This is a genomic window from Mesorhizobium sp. P2_C7 (genome assembly GCF_056404515.1).
Window position 1 is genome coordinate 185,911 of sequence record NZ_JBFUDW010000001.1, and the last position, 22,531, is coordinate 208,441.

Genomic DNA, 22,531 nt, shown 5'->3' on the forward strand with positions numbered 1-22,531 from the left:
TTAGCCAGTAGCGCCCGCCCACGGGTCCGCCACCCTAGGCCACACCGGCCGCGTCAGTTTCTTGTAATCGGTCACCGCCGGATTGCTCGGATACGAACTCGGCGCCGAGACATAGATGATCTCGGCGGCGATCGGCTCGAAGCCGGCGTAGAAATGATTGGTCGACTTGATCAGCAGGATGTCCTTGGCCATCGGATCGACACCGATGTTGGAAAAAATATCCGGCTCGAAGGCCTGCGTGCGATTGGTGTTGAGGATGATGTCGACCTCGGTGCCTTCGATGCGCACCAGCGCCGTCGGCCCGAGCGTCACCCGGCTTGGCCCGAAACTCTGCCAGCCCTCCGGAACGGCCTTCAGCACCCGCACCCGCGCGTCGATCGGCTCGCCGGCCTGCGGGCCGGCCTTGCCGCCGAAACGCAGGTCGATGACGGCACCCTCGCCTGCCGCCAGGCAGAAGGTCACCGCGATCGGATCCCAGATTGTAGCAACGCCGACATTGCTCAGGCCGCGCGACAGCATCTGACGCAGCACGACGGTGCCGTCGCCGGGCACACCGCCGCCGGGATTGTCCCAGATGTCGGCGATGACCACCGGCTTGCCCGGGTTTTCAGTGCGCGCGGCCAGCGCCCGATCGATGCCGTCGGCGGCGCTCAGCATCGTCATCGCCGTCTCTTCGCGCAGCGCGTAGAGTTCTCGCCCCAGCCGTTCCGCCAGCGCATCGCCCTTGGCCTTGTCGTTGTCGGTGACGACCAGGATGCGCGTGCCCATTTCGGCCACGTCGGCCGCCATGAAGCCGTGGACGATCGAAATCGACAGCACGCCATCTCTGCCGTGCAGCGCCTTGATGCGATCGACGAAGGAGCGCATAGGCTCGCGGCTGGTCGGCAGCACCTGGATCATGCGGCAGTCGAAGGTCGAGATGACAGGCCTGATCTCACCACGCGCCGCGGCGAGGCCAAGCTCGACGACATGTTCGCCACGCTCATAGAAATCGGTGTGCGGGAACTCTAGGAAGTAGGTCATGATGTCTGACGCGGCGACACGCTTGGGTGTCAGATGGCTATGCGGATCGAACTCAGAGGCGATCACCACCTTCGGACCCACCATCTCGCGGATGCGCTCGAGCAGGTCGCCTTCGCAATCGTCATAGCCTTGCGCCACCATGGCACCATGCAGGCCGAGAATGACGGCATCGACCGGCAGTGCCGCCTTGAGCTGGCCGAGGATCTCGTCGCGCAGCGCCTCGTAGGTCTGTCGCTGCACCAGGCCCCCGGGCTCCGCCCAGGTGGCGGTGCCCTCGATGACGGTCAGGCCTTCGGCCGCCGCGCGCCGGCGCAGCGCGACCAGCGGCGAGGAACACAGCGTCGGCGTCTCCGGATGCTTGCCGGGTCCGGCATAGAACGCCATCTCGAACGAGGCCCGATCTGTCGGCACCGGCGAGAAGGTGTTGGTTTCCGTCGCCAGCGAGGCGGTGAAGATGCGCATGAGAACTCCGTGGATGCTGCAGCAATTCCAGGAAAAGTGTGAAACGGTTTTCCATCCGGAATTGTGTCAAGACAAAGAGATAGAGCGGTTCTGCGTTTCGGTGAAACGATGAACCGCTCTAGCGGCTATTTGACCGCCCCGAGCGCCAGCCCCCTGACGAGGTAGCGCTGCAGCCAGATGAACAGGATCGCCACCGGCAAGGTCGCCAGCAACGTGGCGGCCATGACGTGGTGCCATTCGATGGTGTAGCGGCCGGCGACCAGCGAAAACACCTGGATCGGCAGCGTGTAGCTTTCCTGGCTGCGCAGCATCGTGAGCGCCACGACGAATTCGTTCCAGGCGTTGATGAAGGTGAAGATGGCGGTCACCGCGATCGCCGGCAGGCAGAGCGGCAGGAACACCTTGCGCAGGGTCAACCAGCGGCCGGCACCCTCCATCCAGGCCGCTTCCTCGAGATCGCGCGGGATGGTGTCGAAATAGCTTTGCAGCATCCACACCGTGAAGGCGACGTTGAAGGCCATGTAGATGAAGCCGAGCGCAGTGGTGCTTTCGACCAGGCCCCAGGCCGCCATCAGCCGGAACAGGCCGAGCACCAGCACGATCGGCGAGATCATCTGCGAGATCAGCAGGAACTGGCGCAAGGCGCCGTAGCCGGAAAAGCGGAAGCGCGACATCGCATAGGCCGCCGGAACCGAGATCAGGATGGCGCCGACGGTGGCGATAACAGACACGTAGAGCGAATTGAGCAGCGCCTGGCCGAAGCCGGTCGCCACCCACATGTCGGAGAAATTCGACCAGCGGAATTCGCTCGGCCACCAGGTCGGCGACAGCACTTCCTGTCTTGGCTTGACCGCGGTCAGGAACATCACCGCAAAGGGAAAGATCGTCACCACGATCAGCGGCGCCAGCAGCAGCCAGGCAATGATCGAACGCTTCAGCTTACTCGTCATCCGCGTTGCTCCCGCATCGCCAGCCGCACATAGATCATGGTGAAGACCAGCAATATGGCGAACATCACCAGCGAGACCGCGGAAGCTTCGCCCAGTTTGCCGATGCGGAAGGCCAGCTTGTAGAGATGCGTGACCAGGATGTCGGTCGAATTGGCCGGCCCGCCCTGCGTCATCACCCAGATGATCGGGAATGAATTGAAGACGTAGATGGTGTTGAGCACGATGGCGATGTTGATGAACGGTTTCAGCAGCGGAAAGGTGATCTCGCGGAACTGCTGCAGCGGTGTCGCGCCTTCGAGTGCTGCCGCCTCGTAGAGGTCGTCGGGGATCGACGACAGGCCGCCGAGGAAGATCGTCGTCGTGAACGGCACCGTCACCAGGATGCCGATCAGCACCTGCATCGGAAAGGCGGTCTCCGCGCTCGCCAGCCACTGGATGTTGTGGTCGATGAGGCCAAGGCCGATCAGTGCCGAATTCAGCATGCCGCTTTCGCCGCTCAGCGCCCAGCGCCAGACCACGGCGGTCATGGTCAGCGACACCGCCCAGGGCAGCATGATGATGACGCGGGCGATGCCGCGACCATAGAAATCGGTGTTGAGAATCATCGCCACCGGGATCGACAGCAGCAGCGCACCACCGACGACCAGCACCGTCCACTGTCCGGTGCGCCAGAGCGCGGCCATGAAATCGGGGTCGGCAGCGAGCGCCGCGAAATTGGCGAAGTCGTTGAATTCGCGAAGCTGGCCGAAGCGGCTGACTTCATGCGTCGAGATCTGGATCAGGTCCCACACCGGCCAGAAGATGACGACAGCCGCCAGGAACAGGCTGGGCAAGGTCAGGAGATAGGGCAAGAAGCGATTTTGCATCGGCTGACCTAGACCAATTCCAGGAAAAATGTGGAGCGGTTTCCGTCCTGGATTGCGTTGAAAACGGAGAGATAGAGCTGTCAGGCGTTTTCTGTTGAACGATGACCCGCTCCGCGGCGAATTCGAAATTCGCCTCGGAAAAGTGTGGCGCGCCCGATCGTCGGGCGCGCCACGGGCGCGGGAGAGACGCCCTATTTGCTCAGCACTATTTCTTCAGCACTGCATTGGCCTTGGCCGCGGCGTCCTTCAGCGCCGCCTCGGGCTCGGCGCTGCCGAGATAGATCTTCTGCATGGCGTCCGACGTGATCTGGGCGACTTCTTCCCAGCCAGGGATGATCGGTGCGAAGCGGGCGTCGGGCAGCAGGGCGGTGAACGCTGCCAGATCGGCATTGTTCACATAATAGTCCATTTTGGCTTCTTCCTTGTTCACCGGCAGGAAGCCTTCGCCTTGCGTGAACTTGGCGCGCTGCTCGGTGGTGAACAGGAAATCGAGCAGCTTCCAGGCCTCGTCTTTGTTCTTGGAGTTCTTGAACATGATGATGGAATCGGTCACGCCATAGGTGCCGCGCGCACCGGTCGGTCCGGCCGGAATGGCCGCCACGCCATATTTCAGCTTTGGCGCCTCGTCCTTGATCTGGTTGGACAGGAAGGGGGCGGTGATCATCATGCCGACCTTGCCCTGCTTGAACAGGTTTTGCACATCCTCGCGGTTGTTGGAGGTGACGCCCGGCTCGGTCAGGCCTTCGTCGATCATCGCCTTGTAGAGCTTGGCGGCTTCGAGCGCGCCCGGCGTGCCAAGGCCGGAAGTGCCATCCTTGTTGAGGATTTCGGTGCCTTGGGACCACATCGCATAGTAGTAATAGACGTCGGTCTCGATCTCCTTGCCCTGCAGGCCGAAACCGAAGGTGCCGGAACCGAGCGCCTTGATCTTGCGCGCGTCTTCCTGCAGCTCGGTCCAGGTTGCAGGCGGATTGGCGATGCCGGCTTTCTCGAACAGCTCCTTGTTGTAGTACAGCGCGCGCGCCGAGGCCGCGATCGGCAGGCCGTAGGTCTTGCCGTCCATGATCGAAGGCGACAGGAAGGTGTCGATGAAGCGGCCCTTGAAGTCGGGCGTGATGTAGCTGTCGAGCGGCGCGGCGACATCCTGCTGGACGAAATCGATCAGCCAGCGCGTGCCGATGATCGACAGATCCGCATTGGTGCCGGCGGTGATGTCGGTGGTCAGCTTCTGCAGCAGCACTTCCCACGGCACCACTTCGAACTTGACGGTGATGCCGGGGTTTGCCGCCTCGAATTCCTTCTTGACGCTGTCGAAATAAGGGCCAGTCTTGGCGCTGTACTCGGCAACGGTGACGCGCACCTCGCCCGCGTTCGCCTGCGCCGCAAATGCCAGCATGCTCATTCCGGCCATCAGGCCGACAGTCCATTTTGCAAGGCTCATTTGATGTCTCCCGTTTTGATTTTGCGCCTGCGCGCCTCTTCGCGACCGGCGCAGAAGATTTATGTTACTTTCCTACATTATCGATGATTTCAGGCCTTGCAAGCGGATTATTCTGTTGCTTAATTACATTTCGTGGACTAGGCCGGATACGATTGTCAGAGCTCCCAGAGGATGATGCACGGTGGTTTCGCAAGCCGAATTCGAAGGCAGGGCCAAGTTCGAAAGCAGGGCCGAGTTCGAAGGCAAGACTGTCGTGGTGACCGGTGCTGGCGGCGGCCTCGGCACCGCCATCGTGGCGCTGATGGCGCAACGGGGCGCCAGGGTCATCGGTTGCGACCAGTCCAGCGAAGCGTTGAACAGCCCGCACCTTGCCTCCCGCCATGTCTTCGACCTTCTCGACCGGGCTTCGATGGACGCGGCGATCGCCGCGATCCTCGACCGGGATGGCGTGCCGGACATTCTCATCAACAATGCCGGCTGGACGCGTGCCGAGACCCTTTCCACCCTCACCTCCGACAAGATCGAGCAGGAACTCGACCTCAACCTGACCGGCGTCATGATGTTCGCCGATCCTCTGATCAAGGCGATGACTACCCAAGGCTCCGGCAGCATCGTCTTCATCTCATCGGTCAATGCGATCGCGCATTTCGGCAATCCCGCCTATGCGGCGGCCAAGGCCGGGATCAACGCCTATGCCAAGGCGATTGCCGTCGAGCTCGGCCGCAGCGGCCTGCGCGCCAATGTGGTTTGCCCCGGATCGATCCGCACTGCCGCCTGGGACCATCGCCTTGCCAAGGATCCTGAAATCCTCGGCAAGCTGCAGCGGCTCTATCCGCTCGGCCGCATCGTCAACGCTTGGGAAGTGGCCGAAGCCGCCGCCTTCCTTGCCTCCGATCGCGCATCGGGCGTAACTGGGGTGGTGATGCCGGTGGACGCTGGCCTGACGGCCGGTTGCCTGCCATTCATCGACGACATTTTGGGAGCGTGATCATGACCGACGTCGAGTTCCGCGACCTGTCGAAATCCTTCGGGCAGCACAAGATCCTTGAAAACGTCAGCCTCGACATCAAGAGCGGCGAGTTCGTCGTGCTGGTCGGGCCATCCGGCTGCGGCAAGTCGACTCTGCTGCGCATGCTGGCCGGGCTGGAGACGATCACCTCCGGCGACCTGTTGATCGGCGGCGTGCGCGCCAACGCGCTGCCGCCGCAGCAGCGCAACATCGCGATGGTGTTCCAGTCCTATGCGCTGTTTCCGCATCTGAAGGCATCGGACAATATCGGCTTTGGCCCGAAGATCCGCGGCGAGGCGCGCGCCACCGTCGACGCAAAGGTCAAGAAGGCGTCAGGCGTCCTCAATCTCTTCTCCTATCTCGACCGCTACCCCCGCCAACTGTCCGGCGGCCAGCGCCAGCGCGTCGCCATGGGCCGCGCCATCGTGCGCGAACCGTCGGTGTTCCTGTTCGACGAGCCCTTGTCCAACCTCGACGCGCAATTGCGCGTGCAGATGCGCGTCGAGATCAAGGCGCTGCACCAGCGGCTGAAATCGACGATCGTCTATGTCACTCACGACCAGATCGAGGCCATGACCATGGCCGACCGCATCGTCGTGATGGACCGCGGCAGGATCCAGCAGGTCGGCGCGCCGCTGGAGCTCTATGACCGACCGGCCAACAAATTCGTCGCCAGCTTCCTCGGCTCGCCTTCGATGAGTTTCGTTTCCGGTTCTCTCAAGACAACGCCTGGGCAAACCTGGTTCGAGTCGACAGGTGGCGGGCGGCTCGCGCTTGCCGGCAAGCAGGTGTCGGCGGGTAGTGCGGTGGAGGCCGGCATCCGGCCCGAACATTTTGTCATCGGCGAGGCTGTCGACGCGATGGCGATCAAGGTGGATGTCGTCGAGCCGACCGGCTCCGAAACCCATGTCTATGGCGCCATCGGCACCGATACGGTGCGCGCCGTGTTCCGCGACAGGGTGCCGGTCAGGCCGGGCGACGTGCTGCCGGTGAGCGTCGATCCCGGCAACATCCACCTGTTCGACAAGGCGACGGGTCTGCCCGTATGAAAACACGAATATGAAGACGCCGGCCGACATCATCACACGCCTGCAACTGATGTTGCAGGACGGCACGAAGTCGGATCGCAAGCTGGCCGCCTTCGTGCTTGCCGACCTCGATCTGGTCTCCAAGGCGGCCATCTCGGAAATTGCCGCCCGCGTTGGCGTCAGCGAGCCGACGGTGACCCGGTTCTGCCGCAACCTCGGTTGCGAGGGCCTGCGCGACTTCAAATTCTATCTGGCGCAAGCCATCGCCATCGGCGGCCAGTATCTGTCGCCGGAGCCGTTGAGCCGCGACGCCCGCGAACAGCGCATCGCTTCCGCCATCACCGAGGCGGCGATATCAGCCATCCAGCGCGCCAGCGAAAACCTCGACATGACGACGCTGGTCGCCGTCGCCGCGCGCATCGCCGTCTCCGGCAACGTTCTGTGTATCGGGTCGGGCGGCATTTCCTCGATGATGGCGACCGAGATGCAGAACCGGCTGTTCAGGCTGGGCGTTTCGGTGCTAGCGCAGATCGACGGGCAACTGCAGCGCATGTACGCGGCCGTTGCCACGCCCGATACCACGCTGATCGCCTTTTCGGTTTCCGGCTATGCCCGATCGGTCATCGATGCGGTGCAGGTCGCCCAGCAGTATGGCGCCACCACCATCGCCATCACGCCGCCTGACTCGGCACTCGCCAAAGTCGCCGACACGGTCATCCATTTCCAGTCGCTCGAGGACGGCAACATCTACAAGCCGACATCGTCGCGCTATGCACTGCTGTCGATCGTCGACATGATCGTCACATCCGTCGCAGAGACGCGCGGACCAAAGGTTTTGGAAAACCTGCGCCGCATCAAGCAGAGCGTGAACACGTTGAAAGTCGACGATCCGCGTCTGCCGCTGGGGGATTGAACCGCTAGGGCATCAGGACTGCTGGCCGAGCGCCTCGATGCCTTTCGCCAGCGTCGCTGGGTCGCCTGCAATGCGCACGGTCTTCAGCCGGGCGGTGCCGCCGGCGACAATCGAGACGGCGGACGCCGACACCCCCAGTGCCTTGGCGATCAACTTTTCGAGCGCTTTGTTGGCGGCACCGTTTTCTGGCACGGCGCGGACGCGGGCCTTCAGGTGGCTTCGCCCATCCGCCAAGGTCTCGATGCCTTCAAGCCTGTCCAGCGCCGCTTTTGGCGTCAGCCGGACGAACAGGTCGATACCGTCATCGCGCAGGCGGAACGGCGTGCTCATGCAGTCATGGGTTCACAAGACCAGAGGCGCCACTGTGGTGAGCAGGAACTGCCGGAGGAAGAACAGGATCAGCAGGAGGATGATCGGCGAAATGTCGATGCCGCCGAGGTCCGGTATGAAGCGGCGGATCGGTCGCAACGCCGGCTCCGTCAGCCGGAAGAGCATGTTGCCGATGCTGCCGACGAACTGGTTGCGCGAGTTGACGACGTTGAAGGCGTAGAGCCAGGAAAAGATCGCCGAGGCGATGATGACCCACCAATAGAGGTCTAGCGCCATGACGATTGTTTGAATGAGGGCGAGCATGCCGGTCTCCAATTGTTGCCGACATGTAGCCATTGCAGGCGAAACCGGCAAGGGCCGCCGTCCTCCGCGTGCTGCCTGACGCCCGGCAGCCGCGGATTTCGGCAAAACGCCGCCTTGACAGGAAAGCGCGGCGCCCGATAAATGCGCCCATCCGCTGGACGGGGCTGTAGCTCAGCTGGGAGAGCGCGTCGTTCGCAATGACGAGGTCAGGAGTTCGATCCTCCTCAGCTCCACCAGCGGATTTTGGCGAACCTTTGGCCACAGTACCTGCTCGGAAAAGCCTCGTGTTGTCCGAGGCTTACACCCTTTGCTCTTTGGTTCGGCCGTGACTGAGTCCAGATCTCGAGGCCTTCTGCAGGTGTATTTGCTTCCCGTCTCCCCGGGTCCATTTCCGTGCTCACAATTTTCCAAGGAAGATGCGAAGCAGACCTTTCGACAATCCCCGCAGGCTGCCGGTCATCTCAGTCGAAACTTTTCCTAAACTGGTCCTTTGAATTTGAATCTTGGATCGACCGTCCGCAAGCTTCCTCGCTGTTTCATTCCTGGTCGTCATCCATAAGGATTCGCTCGGCCGCCCCGTCGAGATCGTCATACTGTCCTGAACGCAGCGCCCACATGAAGGCCGCGAGCCCTGCAAGGCCCATCAGAATTGCGATCGGCACGAGAACGGACAGGTAGCTCATGATCCTGTAGCCATCGCCTGAATGTTGGCGTGAGTCGATGCGGCTTGCCAGCGGGGCGGTTTTCGACATGGGCGATTGCTGAGACGAAGAGCGTTGGACACAACGACAATCGAAGACAGCGACATCGCGACCGCTGCCACAAGTGGAGTCACGTGGCCGAGGATGGCGACTGGTACCGCGATGATGTTGTAGCCGATCGCCAGCGTGAAATTCTGGCGAATCAGGATTCCTGCATTGCGCGAGATTTCGAGAGCGTCCGTTACAGCCGAAAGACTCGGGTGCAAGAAGACGAAGTCCGCTGCGTTGCGGCCGACATCGGCTGCCGTCGCGGGCGCCATAGACACGTGCGCGGCCGCAAGCGCTGGAGCATCGTTCAGGCCGTCGCCGACCATCAGAATCGTGCTTCCGGCCTTGCGCAGTTCGGCGATGCGCGCAACTTTTCCGGATGGAAGCAGTTCCGGCATGAAGCTGTCGATCCGGAGAGATGACGCAAGTTCTTCGACGACAAGTCGTCGGTCCCCAGAGAGGATTCCGACAGCAAGGCCTTGCCGCTGCAACCGGCTCACCGTCTCTCGAACATCAGGACGATTGCCGTCCTCGAATACGAAGCTGGCCAACGGCGCGCCGTCTTTCACGAGGAGCGAAACGGAGAAAGCGCGCTCATCGGAAATTGCGGCTTTGCGGCCAAGCGCCCAGTCCGGTCGGCCGATGCGATAGATATTGTTTCCCGCTCGCGCTTCCACTCCACAGCCCGGATGTTCTGAAATCCGGTCGAACTCGGGAAATGCCTGACCGTTTTGTACAGCGTCCGAGATCGCCGCGGACATTGGATGCCTGGAACGGGCGACGATCGCCGCCGCGATTCCCAGGGCATACGGTTCGATGTCGCTGGCGTTGACGAGGCGCGGCTTTCCAAGTGTCAGGGTTCCCGTCTTGTCGAAAAGCACGGTGTCGACTTCCGCAAGCCGCTCCAGCGCCGAGCCGTCCTTGACCATGATACCTTTCTCGAAGAGGCGGCGCGCGGCCACGACCTGGACGATCGGCACGGCAAGGCCCAGCGCGCAGGGGCAGGTGATGATCAGGACGGCTATCGCGATCGTGACCGATGCGTGCCAATCGCCGGTAGCCGATATCCAGCCGAGGAACGACAGCAGGGCCATCACGTGCACCACCGGAGAATAGAGGGCGGCGGCCCGGTCGGCCAGCCGGCGGTAACGCGCCCGTCCGCCCTCGGCTGCCTCCATCATGCGGACCATTTCGGCAATGAATGAGCTGTCCGCACGCGCAATGGTCCTGACCGTCAACGGACCCGTAAGGTTCGTCAACCCTGCCTGGATCATGGTCCCTGGTCCGGCGTGCTTGGGTGCGGCCTCGCCCGAAACCAGCGAGCAATCGAGTTCGGAAGCGCCTTCCGTCACCACCCCGTCGAGCGGGATTCGATCACCAGCGGCAACGAGTAGGGACGCTCCGGGCTCGATCTCGCCAACCGGGACGTAGCGCCGCTGGCCATCGGCTTCGATGATCGTTGCGCCTGCAGGCGCCAGCCTGGCCAGGCCAGCCACCGCCGAGCGGGCCTTTTCACGCATCAAATGGTCGAGTGTACGGCCGATCAGCAGGAAGAACAGAAGCGAAGTCGCAGCATCGAAATATGCATGAGTGGCGTTGTGGACCGTGTCGTAGAGGCTAAGCGCGAAGGCAAGCGTCACACCGACCGAAATCGGCACGTCCATGTTGGTCCGTCGCTGGCGAAGCGCAGACCACGCAGAGGCATGGAAAATCCGCCCCGAGTAGATCAAGGCAGGCAGCGCAAGCACCGCCGATATCAAGTGGAAGGCTTGACGTGTGCCCGCATCGGCGCCCGACCACACAGACACGGACAGAATCATGATGTTCATTGCCGAGAACCCGGCAACTGCGAGCGCCCGGATGAGCCGCGAATACTCAGGATCGCGCGGATCGAATTCGATCGAGAACACATGTGCATCGTAGCCGGCGGCGCGCAGAGCCCCGATCAGATCGGGCGAGCTGATTTCCGCCGCGCGCCAATTCACCGTGACGCGCTTCATGGAGAGGTTCACGCGGGCAAATTCCACACCGGGCAATGTCAACAGGGTACTTTCGACCTTTGCGATGCAGGCCGCGCAATGAATACCGGGAACCGAAAGAGCGGATTGGCGGGCGCCGTTACCGAGATCACGACTGGCCAGCCGGATTTCCTCCGCCGGGTTCGACCCGGCATCAATCCCGGCGATCGACAATGCGGCCTCCGCACCGGGCGCGCAACAGGTCATGGGTCAGCAGCCTTTTGCGGCCTGAGCATAGCCGACGTCATTTGATTGCCTTGTAGGCGTGCCAGGTAGCGTGCCCGAGCAGTGGAAAGACGACGATCAGGCCGATCATTGCTGTCAGCAGGCCGACCGCGGTCAGCGCAAGCACAATCGCTCCCCAAGCGATCATGACAGGCCGATTGTTCCAGACGCGGGAAATGCTCATGCCCATTGCCGTAAAAGCGTCCGTCCGCTCGTCGAGGAGCATCGGTACCGAGAAAACGCTGATCGCAAAGGAAAACGCCGCGAAAACCCCGCCGACGACGGTGCCCGTGGCGAGCATGGCCCATCCGATGCCCGTGGTGAATAGCATCGAAGCAACATGGTCGAGGCCTGGAAACGGCCGCAAACCGAAGAACAGCGCATAGAGAATGACTGCGGCTCGCATCCACAGCAAGGCCAGCCCCAGCATGATGAAGCCGGTGAACAGGACCTGGGCGCCGGAGGCCGGCCTGACGAAGATCATGCGCCGCAGCGAAACCGGCTCGCCGGCCTCAATCAGCCGGCTCTTCTCGTAGAGACCGATGGCGACAAGCGGACCGACGACCATGAAGGCAGCGATGGCGGGAAACAGGATGTAGTCGAGACCGAGGAAGAAAAGTCCTCCGACCATCGCGACTGAAACGATGAACACAGCGAGGCCGTAGGCGAGGCTGGAACTCGGCTCTGCCATGAGGTCACGCCAACCGGCGCGCAGCCAGCCGAGGGCGGCGCCGGCTGGAAGATGGCGATTGCGGGCCCCCACGTAGGTAGGGCCATCCGCTGTCAAATCGACATTGCCCATTGTGATGTTCCTTCCTGCCCTGCCTGGTTCATTGCCGTGTTCGCAAGGCCCTAGCAAGCCGGATCGGCGGCTTGGTAGAGGCCTCCCGGAATGGCGGCTCGTGACACCTTGCTGTGTGGAACGCAGTCCGGCTGCGACATGAATGCCACGTAGAGGAAATGCGCGTTTGCAACGGTGAATGTGGCAAGTCCAGCGGCAACCAAGGCGACCGCCAAGGCCTTGCCGCGCGAGAATGCCCGTGGAGCGATCTCTGCTTCTGTTTTTTCAGCGGCGACCGTCACGATCTTTTCTCCGAAAGTGACAGGACATAAAGTGCGAGGATCTTGCGCTGGGTCGTCGAAAGGCGCTGCTCCCAGGACGGCATCTGTCCTTGGTGCCCCGAATAGATCGACGTGTGGATCGACTGGCTATCTCCCCCATAGATCCAACTGGCATCGGTGAGATCAGGAGCGCCTACGTCTTGTTTGCCTTTGGCATCCTCTCCATGACAGGCAACACAGTTCGCGACAAAGACTTCCTTTCCGCGAGAAACGGCCTCAGGCGAAGCGACGGTGGGTTCGGTCGACCCGCCGAGAGACTGAACGTAGGCACGCACATCGTTGATCTGCGCTAGGTTGAGGATTCCGTCACGGCCGAAGGCGAGCATCTGCGAGGTCCGTGTTTCGTGATGCGCTGAATTGATCCCAACGCGCAGCGTTTCGACGATGGTCTCTGGATTACCGCCCCAGAGCCATGCGGCTGCCGTCAGGTCGGGGAAACCCTTACCTCCTGTGCCACGAGCTCCGTGGCACGCCGCGCAATTGTCCTTAAAGAGCGTCGCTCCGGCTTCGCGTACGGTTTCCATCAGCGCGGGGTCGGCCCTGATCGCCGGGAAATCCATCTCGTCAATCCGCCTCGTCCATACCGTGCGTTCGGCGGTGGCCTCTTCGACCTGACGTTCGACCGTCGTTTTCTGATCGACCCCAAGCAGGCCCTTCGTGTAGGTCCGCCCCAAGGGCCAAGCAGGCATAAGGATCCAGTATCCCACCGCGAACAGGGTCGTGAGGACGAGAAACAAGATCACGACCCGCGGTACCGGAGTGTAGAGCTCCTTTATGCCGTTCCATTCATGACCCGTCGTCAGCTGCCCGGTGACGGGATCGCGTTCGCCTACTTCCATGGCTTGTCGTCCTCATCGAGGATGTTCTTCTTGGCCGCGTGGAACCGCGCTAAGTTCGAAGGCCAGAAAACATAGATCAGGACGCCAACTGCCATAGCGATCAGGTAGAACAGCCCCCAGCTCTTCGTGAAGCCGACGACGGTGTCATGGTCGAAGTTCATTTTGCAGACTCCGCGGCTGCCGCCTGTTTGTAGGCAGCGTCGGTGAGATGGCCCATGATCTGGAGATAGGCGACCAGCGCATCCATTTCCGTGATGGTTCCCGGATCGCCGTCAAAAGCCCTGACCTGCGTTGCCTGCCCGTAGCGCTTGACAACGCCGGCGGCGAAATCACCGTCCGGAGCGGCCTGGCCGAGAGCATCCTGGGTCGCGTTGGCAATCATGTCGTCCGTGTAGGGAACGCCGACGTCCCTGAGAGCGGCCAAATGCTCGCCGAGGTCGTCGATGCGCAGGGCGTTGCGCTGCAGCCAGCCATATTTCGGCATGACGGATTCCGGCACGACGTCGCGGGGATTGATCAGGTGGGCGACCTGCCAGGCGTCAGAATATTTGCCGCCGATGCGGGCCAGATCCGGTCCCGTGCGCTTTGATCCCCACAACATCGGATGATCGTATTTAGATTCTACGGCGAGCGAATAAGGACCGTAGCGTTCGACTTCGTCGCGCAGTGTTCGGATCATTTGAGAATGGCAGGCGTAGCAACCTTCGCGCGTGTAGATGTCGCGCCCAGCCTGCTCCAGCGGGGTGTAGAGCCGCATGTCCTGCACGTTCTCGACCGTGTCGTCGATCGTGAACAGTGGAGCGATCTCGACAAAGCCGCCAATGCTGGCGACGACGACGATGGCCAGAACGAAGCCCATGGCGTTGCGTTCAATCTTGCGATGAAATTCGGCCATGTCCTACTCCCCCGGCGCGGACGCGAGCCTGGGCTCGGGGAGGTCTGCGGACTCAGAGGCGACCTCCGCCTCGCCACGGATCGTCATCCAGATGTTGTAGGAACCGACGATAGCGCCCATAAGGAACAGAAGACCGCCAAAGGCGCGCGCGATGTAGTAGGGATGCATGGCGACCATGGACTCCACAAAGGAGTAGGTCAGCGTTCCGTTCTCGTTGTAGGTCCGCCACATCAGGCCTTGGATGATGCCCGAATTCCACATCGCGAAGACGTAGATAACCGTTCCGATAATGGCCAACCAGAAATGGACTTCGACCAGCCGCGCTGAATACATACGCTCGCGCTTCCAGAGCCACGGAACAATACAGTAGATCGAGCCGAATGTTATCAACGCGACCCACCCAAGCGCGCCGGCGTGTACATGTCCGACGGTCCAGTCAGTGTAGTGGGATAGCGAGTTGACCGGGCGAATGGCCAGGAACGACCCCTCGAACGTGGTCAGTCCGTAAAAGACCGCCGCGGCCATCATGAAGCGCAGGGTCGCATCGTCGCGGACCTTGTGCCAGGCGCCGTTGAGCGTGGCGAGTGCGTTTCCGGCCGAAGCCCAGGAAGGTACCAGCAGGATCAGCGAGAAGGTCATGCCCAGCGTCTGAACCCATTGTGGCAACGCCGTGTAAAGCAGGTGGTGGGAACCCGCCCACATGTACATGAAGGTGATGCCCCAGAAACTGATGATGGAAAGCCTGTAGGAATAGATAGGCCGCCCGGCCCTCTTTGGCAGGTAGTAATACATCATGCCGAGAAAGCCGGCCGTAAGGAAGAACGCGACGGCGTTATGGCCGTACCACCATTGAACCATCGCATCCTGGACACCTGAAAAGACGGAATAGCTCTTGGCGTGTCCGAACGATACCGGGACGGCAAGATTGTTCACGATGTGGAGGATCGCAACAACCAGGATGAAGGCCATATAGTACCAATTGGCGACATAGATGTGCGGTTCCTTCCGCCGCGCCAGCGTGCGGATGTAGATGGCAAAATACGTTACCCAGACGACGACCAGCCAGATATCAGCATACCATTCAGGCTCGGCGTATTCCTTCGATTGTGTCACGCCCATGAAGTAGCCGGTCGCCGCGACCACGCAGAACAGATTGTAGCCGATGAGCACGAACCATGGGCTGAACTGGTCCGGCAGCCGCGCCCGGGACGTGCGCTGGAGAACGTGGAAGGAGGTGGCGATCAGCGCGTTGCCGCCAAACCCGAAGATGACGGCGCTGGTATGGGCGGGGCGCAGGCGGCCGAAGCTCGCCCACGCTGCATCGAAGGTCAGATCCGGCCACGCGAGCAGGCTTGCGACCCAAACGCCGAGGAACATGCCGACCACCGCCCAGGCCATCGTCAGCACAATGCCGACCTTGCTGGGGTCGTCATAGTAATGCTCCAGCCGTTCTGGAGACGGCTCCGGTGCGTAATACGCGCCGAGCACCACAAAAATGAGACCACAGCAAATTGCCAAAACGATGAAGCCATGCACGCCGATTGGGTCTGCGCGCCCGGCGGCAGCCATGGCCAGCCCTAGGAGGGCGACAAGCGAGAGAACAACGATCGCAAGCTGGCGTTCGCCTGTTGTGAGCTGTGCAACCATATCAAGTGTCCCCCACTTGGTTGAACACAAATACGCCTACGTGCATTTCATATGATCCCCTTGTTACCGCATTGTCCAGAATAGTTTCGGCTGCCCGGCACCACTGGATCGCCCGCCCGTCAAGCTGCCGCTGCCTCATCCGCTTTCATTTGAAGGCGGACCGCACTGCCAACTGATTAGAGCCCAGGACGGTGCGTAATTGAGCGCCCTTCCTTGCCGAGGAGTTACGCGCTATGTTGAGAACCCATAACTGACATCAACAAGGTCGCTCGATTAACGAGCGCTGGCAAAGCGGCGTGAGAACTCCCTCGGTCGTTGCAGTCCAACGCCTCGATGTGGTCGCAGGTCTGACGGCCGCAGCCGTCGTCCTGCCTAAGGCGATGGCCTACGCGACGGTTGCGGGCCTGCCGGTAAGTATCGGGCTTTACACGGCGTTCGTGCCGATGATCGTCTATGCGCTGCTAGGCACATCGCGTGTCCTGAGTGTAAGCTCTACGACCACCCTTGCGATCCTCGCCGGGACACAGCTCGGGCTCGCAGTTCCGGACGGTGATCCGGGCAGGCTGATCACCGCGACTGCGACGCTCACCGCGCTGACCGGAGCCCTGCTGATCGGGGCCTCCGTGCTTCGCCTCGGGTTCATCGCCAATTTCATCTCGTCTCCCGTTCTAACCGGCTTCAAGGCCGGCATCGGCCTTGTGATCGTACTCGATCAGGTGCCGAAGCTGCTTGGCGTGCACATTGCGAAGGAAGGCTTCCTGCGCGACATTTTGAGTGTGGCGCACCATTTGCACGACATGTCGGTGCTCACTCTGATCATCGCCATCGCGGCAATACTCGCGCTGTTGGCCATGGAGCGGCTTTGGCCCCATTCGCCAGCTCCCCTCGTTGTGGTGAGCGCCGGAATCGGGCTTTCATGGTTCCTCGGTTTGGATTCCGTGGGCGTCGCCACCGTGGGGTTCATTCCACAGTCGCTCCCGTCGGTCACCTTGCCCAGTCTCAGCCTTGTCCAGCAACTCTTGCCCGGCGCTCTCGGCATCGCATTGATGAGCTTCACCGAAACGATCGCCGCCGGCCGAGCCTTTGCCGACCCCGCCGAGCCACCCATCAAGCCCGACCGCGAGCTTCTTGCAACTGGCGCCGCCAACCTGGCAGGCGCTTTGTTCGGCGCCATGCCGGCGGGGGGTGGTACCTCCCAGACCGCCGTGGTCCGCGCGGTCGGCGGACACACGCAGATGGCGTCGCTCGTCACGGCCGCCGCCGCAGCGGCCACCATGCTGCTGCTTGCCCCTCTGCTCAGCCTGTTGCCCCAGGCTGTGCTGGCGGCAATCGTGATCGTCTACTCGATTGGACTAATTCAACCGGCCGAGTTCATCTCCATCCGCAAGGTCCGGCGCATGGAGTTTCGATGGGCGCTGGCGGCCTTCCTTGGCGTGCTTGCCTTCGGCACGCTTCAGGGCATCGTCGTGGCGATTGTCCTGTCGCTGGCGGGCTTGGCCAGTCAGGCGGCGAACCCAAACGTCTACGTTATCGGCCGCAAACGGGGAGCCGACGTACTCCGGCCGTTGTCGTCCGAGCACCCGGACGACGAGACATTCGAGGGCCTGTTGATCCTTCGGCCTGAGGGACGGCTCTTCTTCGCCAATGCTCAACGGGTCGCGGATCGGATCCAGACCCTGGTCGCCGAGCATAAGCCGCGTGTCCTCGCGCTCGACATGAGCCGGGTTTTCGACATCGAGTATTCAGCCCTCCAGATGTTGATGGAGGGTGAACGCCGCATGACTGCGCAAGGCGTGACGTGTTGGCTGTTAGGGCTGAACCCCAGCGTACTTGAATACATCCGGGCCTCAGGCTTCGCCAATCGGCTGGGACCCGAGCGCCTATTTTCCAATGTACGGGCGGCCATTCAGCATTATACGACGCGTTTCAACCAAGACTAATTAGGCACCCATTGGCGCTTGTGTCAGACATGTCGGTCGCGGTGCCGAGTTACTTCCAGAAGGGGCGGATCTCATCCAGGTTTTCCCACAAGGTTTTTGCGCCGGCCCAGCCGAATTCGGCACGCGCCTGGCTCGCCCCGATCACCCATCCGATGGCGCGTTGCGCGGTCGGATCGCCGGCGCCGTGCGCTTCCGCCCCCGTCAACATGGCTCTGACCATCGCCGCGTCGTTCAGGTCGCCGCAGACCGCCTGAAGTTTCTTCAATTGCTTCAGGAACTGTTCAACACGTTTCGCCGGGTACAAGGGAGAGAAGAACTCAACCGTATAGCGCAGCGTCTTCAGCTCTTTCCGCAGGTCGTGGCGTTGCTCAACCGTCAAGGCCTCAAGTCCGTGCGCGCGCTTGCTAACCTTTTTCCAGCGCTTGCTGAGTGCCTTGCCGGCCAACTCGACGACCGGCGCTGCAAGCCGCTCGGTCTGGCCGAAATCCTGAGGAACGAGCCAGCCTCGCGCCTCCACGAACCGCGCCAGGTCGATCAGGAACGCCTGCACGCGCGCCTCGGGGAGAAGCTTGCGAAGGTGATCACGCTGCCGCCCCGCCTGCTGCGAGAGAGCATCGGCCAGGGGCGGCAAACCCGGTTCATCCACGTGGGCCTCGGCCTCCCGTCGCACGATGTCGTTCGCCACCACGTCGATATCCCTAAGACGCCCGACCTCCTGACCAAGCCAGCGGGCTTCCATGTTGAGCCGCGTCATTTCCGGGCTCTTCAGAACGGAAACGCAGGCAGAGAACGCGCTTCGCAATCGGCGCAGGCCGATCCGCAACTGATGCGGCCCTTCGGGATCGTCCAGCTTCCGGATGACCACGACATTCGTGGCGATCTGCTCGAGGCACTCGCGAAGGACGTCGCGTGCCGCCTGCTCGGCGATCTGAGCCCGATCGAGCGCAACGTCCTCGGCATTGCGGGGCGCGAGCGGCGGGTCGATCCATCCCTGTTCCGCGAGGAGATAGCCGCGCGCCGCCTTGGAAAGGCAGGAGAACCTCAGGCCCCCGTCAGGAAACAGTAGATGCGCGATATCGAACAGTCCGCCCAGGCTGCCCTCGATGAGTTCGATCTCGAGTTCACGCAACTCGGCCGAGCGCTCGCCCGCGTGGATTTCGCCGATGTCTATTGCCAGTTCCGCACGCGTGCCGTCCTCAAGGGACAGCTCGCTGACGGAACGCCTGATCACGGTCTCGCAGACGGGCTCAAGCGGCGCGCCGTTCACGCGGCGAATGACCTCCTCCCGGACCGCTGCGTCGGGAATCGCTTCGAGACATGGCCGTCCGCCCGGAGCCGGATTCTCCACCTCGCCAACCTGCGACAAGCCGCCATGCAGCTCTGGCTTGGTCTTGACGGTCTGTATCCAACGTCGCCCGTCGCGCCGAAGTCTGAGCGCGACTCCTGCCTTCTTCAGCGCATGACCAGGGGTGTCGAGATAGATGCTTCTGAGCGTCCTGGTTTTCGGGTGGCCGGTAGCCAGCTTAAGCGCCTTCACGCGCGCGCTCAGTTGGGTCGACGTCGGTTCGTCGAGGAGAAATTTTAGCTCGATCTCGCTCATGGCTGATTGTTGTCAGGCCTTTTACAAATCTGTAGACTTAGTTTACGCTAATAAAATTACTATGCCAGCTAAGGATTCAACCCGGTGGGCGTGCGCCTTCCCGTGCCTGCAAGCCTTTCCGGCTATCAACTGGGCTGGCTGCGAAGCGATGTTTCCGCCGGGCTTGCAGTTGCCGCGGTTGGGCTTCCCAGTGCCATCGCCTACCCCGCGATAGCGGGCCTGCCGCCAGAGACCGGCATCTACGCGAGTATCGCGCCGCTGGTGGCCTACGCGATCTTTGGCCCCTCGCGTCAGCTCATAGTCGGCCCGGACGCGGCTACGATGACGGTGCTCGCGGCGGTTTTAGTTGCCGTTACAGCGAGCGTGCCAGTCGGGCTCGAAGTGGACCGAACAGCGGTCGCAGCAGTCCTTGCGCTTGGCGTTGGGCTGTTGTGCCTGGCGGCGTGGGTGCTTCGGCTCGGCGTTCTTGCGACCTTCCTCTCGCGCCCCATTCTGACGGGGTTCTTCATCGGTATTTCGTTTTCGATCCTGATCGGGCAAATCGGTCGCTTCACCGGAGTCAAGATCGAGGCGGAAGGCCTGCTCGGACCGGTCCTCGAACTTCTGCGCAAGGCCGGATCGATACATTGGCAGTCTCTCCTGCTGGCCATGGGGATGTTCGGTTTGTTGCAGATCGTACGGATCATGCGTTTTCCGGTTCCCGGGCCAGTGCTGGTTGTAGTCCTCGCCGTAGTGCTTTCAGCCGTCTTCGACTTTGAAGGACGCGGCATTGCCGTAGTCGGCGATATTCCGACAGGGTTGCCCTCGTTGTCGTTGCCAGCGATTGCTGGCCTTCCGATCCAGACGCTGGTCCTCGGCGCTGCGGCGATCTTCGTCGTGAGCTACGGCGCCGGCATCATTACAGCCCGCAGCTTTGGGGCAATAGGCGGCTACCCGGTCGATCCAAATCGCGAGCTCATCGGATTTGGCGCTGCGAACATAGGCGCGAGCCTTTTCGGCGCCTTCCCGGTTACGGCCTCCGACTCGCGCACAGCGGTTAACTTGTCCGTTGGCGGACGCTCGCAAGTTTCGAGCATCGTGGCTGCCGCGGCCCTGATCGCGACACTGCTGTTTCTCGGGCAGACCCTAAGGATTATCCCGATCCCTGCGCTCGGGGCGATTCTTGCGGCTACTGCAATCAGCCTGATCGATCTCGCGGCCCTTAGGCAGATTTGGCGCATCAGCCGCATGGAGTTCGTCTTCGCGCTGATCGCGATGTGGGGTCCGATCGGTCTGGGCGTGCTCAACGGGGTCGTCATCGCGATCGGTGCGACGCTCGTCTATGTTCTGCGCAAGCTGATGTTTCCCCGCGACGCCATGCTCGGCCGTGTTCCAGGCCATGACGGCTTCTACAAACTGCATCGAACGCCCGAGGCCCGTCAGGTGCCCGGCCTTGCTGTTTGCCTTGTCCAGGGCAGCCTGCTGTTCTTCAACACCGATTACGTCGCATCGCGGCTGCGGTCCATTGCCGAGGAATTGCCGATCGACACCCGCTGGCTGCTGATCGATGCAAGTGCAATTTCCCAGATCGACAGCTCGGCAGCGGCAATGCTGGAGGAGCTATTTGACGAATTGCGCAATCGCGGGATCAGGTTTGGCCTAGCGGACCTTCATGCCGAAGCGCGGGACATCCTTGTTCGGGCCGGCGTGATCGAGCACATCGGCTCAGACATGGTTTTCGACATTCTCGAAGACGCGTATCATGCGTTCGAGGCCCGCGCATGATAGTTCAAGGAATTTGCACCGTGTGAGTTGTGTTGAAGGGAGGAACCCATGGGTAAGAAGAAGAACAAGTCGGCCGTCGTATCTGAGCATGTGGAGGAAAAATCGGAAGGGAAAAATTATGCGAAAGAACTCGCCCGGTTGCATGTTGAGCTTGCTCACCTTCAGGCTTGGGTGAAGAAGACTGGCGCCCGCATCGCAATCGTTTTCGAGGGCCGTGACGCCGCCGGGAAAGGGGGAGTGATCAAGCGCCTGACCGAGCGGGTCAGCCCGCGGGTGTTCCGGGTCGTCGCGCTGCCGGCGCCGACCGATCGGGAGAAGACCCAACTCTATATGCAGCGCTACTTCGCGCACTTTCCTGCGGCAGGCGAGGTCGTCATATTCGACCGCTCCTGGTACAACCGTCCCGGCGTCGAACGCGTCATGGGTTTCTGCAGCGACAAGCAGGCACGACGCTTTCTCGAACAGGTGCCGACTCTTGAGGCCGCCATTGTAGAAGGCGGCGTAACGTTGCTCAAATACTTCCTCGATGTGAGTGAGGAAGAGCAGGAACGGCGTTTCCGGCAGCGTGCCGACGACCCCCTTCGGCAGTGGAAACTGAGCCCGATGGATGTTGAGTCATACAATCGTTGGTGGGAGTACACCCACGCCTACAACGAAATGATCCGTGCAACAGACACAAGGCATGCGCCTTGGTGGATCGTGCCGTCGAACGACAAGAAGAGCGCGCGCATCAACTGCATCTCGCACATTCTGAGCTCAATCCCCTATGAGCACGTCGAGTTCGAAAAACCGAACTTCAGCAAACGCCAAAAGCGACCCGACGACTTCGTGGACGATGCAACTCCGCGCAACGTGGTACCGGACGTGTCCTGACCAGCCACTTCAGAAACCACCACTGGTTTTTATTTGCGTTCCGGCGCCCAATTGAGGAAGAGGCCGATGTCACCAGGAACTCCGCCCGGGAAGTTAATAACCATGGCTTTGAGCTTGTAACCTTGCGGCTTCCCAATGTCCAGGTAGCGCTGGTAGAATTGCTTGGCTTTACCCTGGAGGGTTTCCGTCCATTGCGGATCAGAGCTGTTGATGGCTCGGCCGCTGTCGGTACACAGGTCCGAAGGGAAGCTGTATACTAGTGCTTCGTACTTGCCATTCTTGACAGCGTTCATCACCAGGCGGCGGACCATTGCGATTTCATCGTCGTTCACTTGGTCCTTCAGGAAACTGTTCGTAAACTTCGTGAGTTCCTCATTCTCTCTCGCTCGCAGTTTTTCCTGCTTGTCTACCTCTGCCATCTGCTCCTTCAGAAGAGCCAATCGCAGTTGCTCAGCACTTGGCGGGGCTGCACTTGTGTCTACGTCTTTGGCCATTTGCTCCCTCCACCGAACCGTCCGAGAATTGAACACCAAA

Annotated in this window: 22 protein-coding genes and 1 tRNA gene; 7 read left to right on the top strand and 16 right to left on the bottom strand. The window is 61.5% G+C overall.

Features of this window, described 5'->3' with window-relative positions; translation table 11 throughout:
• The 4 genes from AC1D2G_RS00875 to AC1D2G_RS00890 form a co-directional block, all read right to left on the bottom strand.
• Positions 1–1,485: a M81 family metallopeptidase gene (locus AC1D2G_RS00875; protein ID WP_477411567.1), complete on the bottom strand. Its 1,485-nt coding sequence runs from the start codon at positions 1,483–1,485 to the stop codon at positions 1–3.
• Between the two features lie 125 nt (positions 1,486–1,610).
• Positions 1,611–2,435, bottom strand: coding sequence for a carbohydrate ABC transporter permease (locus tag AC1D2G_RS00880; protein ID WP_477227604.1), 825 nt, complete (start codon positions 2,433–2,435; stop codon positions 1,611–1,613).
• The gene (locus AC1D2G_RS00885) at positions 2,432–3,301 is read right to left on the bottom strand and encodes a carbohydrate ABC transporter permease (protein ID WP_477227603.1); all 870 of its coding nucleotides are present in this window, start codon (positions 3,299–3,301) and stop codon (positions 2,432–2,434) included. Before AC1D2G_RS00885 ends, AC1D2G_RS00880 begins: the two co-directional genes overlap by 4 nt.
• A gap of 205 nt (positions 3,302–3,506) precedes the next feature.
• Entirely contained in the window at positions 3,507–4,742 is a 1,236-nt protein-coding gene (locus AC1D2G_RS00890; RefSeq protein ID WP_477227602.1) for an ABC transporter substrate-binding protein, read from the bottom strand.
• A gap of 181 nt (positions 4,743–4,923) precedes the next feature.
• Between AC1D2G_RS00890 and AC1D2G_RS00895 the strand changes: the two genes are divergently transcribed.
• The 3 genes from AC1D2G_RS00895 to AC1D2G_RS00905 are packed head-to-tail and all read left to right on the top strand — an operon-like array spanning position 4,924 to position 7,692.
• A complete protein-coding gene (locus AC1D2G_RS00895) occupies positions 4,924–5,730 on the top strand; it encodes an SDR family NAD(P)-dependent oxidoreductase (protein ID WP_477411568.1) in 807 nt (268 codons plus the stop codon).
• A 2-nt stretch (positions 5,731–5,732) separates the two neighbouring features.
• The gene (locus AC1D2G_RS00900) at positions 5,733–6,800 is read left to right on the top strand and encodes an ABC transporter ATP-binding protein (RefSeq protein WP_477411569.1); all 1,068 of its coding nucleotides are present in this window, start codon (positions 5,733–5,735) and stop codon (positions 6,798–6,800) included.
• A gap of 10 nt (positions 6,801–6,810) precedes the next feature.
• Positions 6,811–7,692 (top strand): MurR/RpiR family transcriptional regulator, encoded by an 882-nt coding sequence (locus tag AC1D2G_RS00905; protein ID WP_457150630.1) that lies wholly within the window; start codon positions 6,811–6,813, stop codon positions 7,690–7,692.
• Between the two features lie 12 nt (positions 7,693–7,704).
• Here AC1D2G_RS00905 and AC1D2G_RS00910 read toward each other — a convergent pair whose 3' ends face one another.
• Positions 7,705–8,022 carry a DUF167 family protein gene (locus tag AC1D2G_RS00910; protein WP_477411570.1) on the bottom strand — a complete coding sequence of 106 codons (318 nt, stop codon included), beginning with the start codon at positions 8,020–8,022 and terminating at the stop codon, positions 7,705–7,707.
• Between the two features lie 12 nt (positions 8,023–8,034).
• Positions 8,035–8,325 carry a YggT family protein gene (locus tag AC1D2G_RS00915; RefSeq protein WP_095084411.1) on the bottom strand — a complete coding sequence of 97 codons (291 nt, stop codon included), beginning with the start codon at positions 8,323–8,325 and terminating at the stop codon, positions 8,035–8,037.
• Positions 8,326–8,485: 160 nt separating this feature from the next.
• On the opposite strand from AC1D2G_RS00915, the gene AC1D2G_RS00920 reads away from it, so the two are divergent.
• Positions 8,486–8,561, top strand: a tRNA-Ala gene (locus AC1D2G_RS00920).
• 300 nt (positions 8,562–8,861) lie between these two features.
• On the opposite strand, the gene ccoS is transcribed toward AC1D2G_RS00920, so the two are convergent.
• The 8 genes from ccoS to ccoN are packed head-to-tail and all read right to left on the bottom strand — an operon-like array spanning position 8,862 to position 15,820.
• On the bottom strand, positions 8,862–9,008 hold the full coding sequence (ccoS, locus tag AC1D2G_RS00925) for a cbb3-type cytochrome oxidase assembly protein CcoS (protein ID WP_095084125.1): 147 nt from the start codon (positions 9,006–9,008) through the stop codon (positions 8,862–8,864).
• Positions 9,005–11,299 carry a cation-translocating P-type ATPase gene (locus AC1D2G_RS00930; protein WP_477411571.1) on the bottom strand — a complete coding sequence of 765 codons (2,295 nt, stop codon included), beginning with the start codon at positions 11,297–11,299 and terminating at the stop codon, positions 9,005–9,007. The genes ccoS and AC1D2G_RS00930 overlap by 4 nt, the downstream gene beginning before the upstream one ends.
• Positions 11,300–11,336: 37 nt before the next feature.
• Positions 11,337–12,119 (bottom strand): DUF2189 domain-containing protein, encoded by a 783-nt coding sequence (locus AC1D2G_RS00935; RefSeq protein ID WP_477411572.1) that lies wholly within the window; start codon positions 12,117–12,119, stop codon positions 11,337–11,339.
• Between the two features lie 50 nt (positions 12,120–12,169).
• On the bottom strand, positions 12,170–12,400 hold the full coding sequence (locus tag AC1D2G_RS00940; RefSeq protein ID WP_477411573.1) for a hypothetical protein: 231 nt from the start codon (positions 12,398–12,400) through the stop codon (positions 12,170–12,172).
• Positions 12,397–13,278 (bottom strand): cytochrome-c oxidase, cbb3-type subunit III, encoded by an 882-nt coding sequence (gene ccoP / locus AC1D2G_RS00945; protein ID WP_477411574.1) that lies wholly within the window; start codon positions 13,276–13,278, stop codon positions 12,397–12,399. The genes AC1D2G_RS00940 and ccoP overlap by 4 nt, the downstream gene beginning before the upstream one ends.
• A complete protein-coding gene (locus tag AC1D2G_RS00950; RefSeq protein WP_477411575.1) occupies positions 13,269–13,439 on the bottom strand; it encodes a cbb3-type cytochrome c oxidase subunit 3 in 171 nt (56 codons plus the stop codon). The genes ccoP and AC1D2G_RS00950 overlap by 10 nt, the downstream gene beginning before the upstream one ends.
• Positions 13,436–14,173: a cytochrome-c oxidase, cbb3-type subunit II gene (gene ccoO / locus AC1D2G_RS00955; protein ID WP_477411576.1), complete on the bottom strand. Its 738-nt coding sequence runs from the start codon at positions 14,171–14,173 to the stop codon at positions 13,436–13,438. Before ccoO ends, AC1D2G_RS00950 begins: the two co-directional genes overlap by 4 nt.
• A gap of 3 nt (positions 14,174–14,176) precedes the next feature.
• Complete coding sequence (gene ccoN / locus AC1D2G_RS00960) at positions 14,177–15,820, bottom strand: cytochrome-c oxidase, cbb3-type subunit I (RefSeq protein WP_477300110.1); 1,644 nt, start codon at positions 15,818–15,820, stop codon at positions 14,177–14,179.
• Positions 15,821–16,116: 296 nt separating this feature from the next.
• On the opposite strand from ccoN, the gene AC1D2G_RS00965 reads away from it, so the two are divergent.
• Positions 16,117–17,760, top strand: coding sequence for a SulP family inorganic anion transporter (locus tag AC1D2G_RS00965; RefSeq protein WP_477411577.1), 1,644 nt, complete (start codon positions 16,117–16,119; stop codon positions 17,758–17,760).
• A 49-nt stretch (positions 17,761–17,809) separates the two neighbouring features.
• Here AC1D2G_RS00965 and AC1D2G_RS00970 read toward each other — a convergent pair whose 3' ends face one another.
• Positions 17,810–19,360, bottom strand: a complete 1,551-nt coding sequence (locus AC1D2G_RS00970; protein WP_477411578.1) for a CYTH and CHAD domain-containing protein — start codon at positions 19,358–19,360, stop codon at positions 17,810–17,812.
• Between the two features lie 84 nt (positions 19,361–19,444).
• On the opposite strand from AC1D2G_RS00970, the gene AC1D2G_RS00975 reads away from it, so the two are divergent.
• Both AC1D2G_RS00975 and ppk2 read left to right on the top strand, forming a co-directional pair.
• Positions 19,445–21,124, top strand: coding sequence for a SulP family inorganic anion transporter (locus AC1D2G_RS00975; RefSeq protein ID WP_477227596.1), 1,680 nt, complete (start codon positions 19,445–19,447; stop codon positions 21,122–21,124).
• A gap of 48 nt (positions 21,125–21,172) precedes the next feature.
• On the top strand, positions 21,173–21,997 hold the full coding sequence (ppk2, locus tag AC1D2G_RS00980; protein WP_457154169.1) for a polyphosphate kinase 2: 825 nt from the start codon (positions 21,173–21,175) through the stop codon (positions 21,995–21,997).
• A 29-nt stretch (positions 21,998–22,026) separates the two neighbouring features.
• Here ppk2 and AC1D2G_RS00985 read toward each other — a convergent pair whose 3' ends face one another.
• A complete protein-coding gene (locus AC1D2G_RS00985) occupies positions 22,027–22,491 on the bottom strand; it encodes a histidine kinase (protein ID WP_425352276.1) in 465 nt (154 codons plus the stop codon).
• Positions 22,492–22,531: the final 40 nt, after the last annotated feature.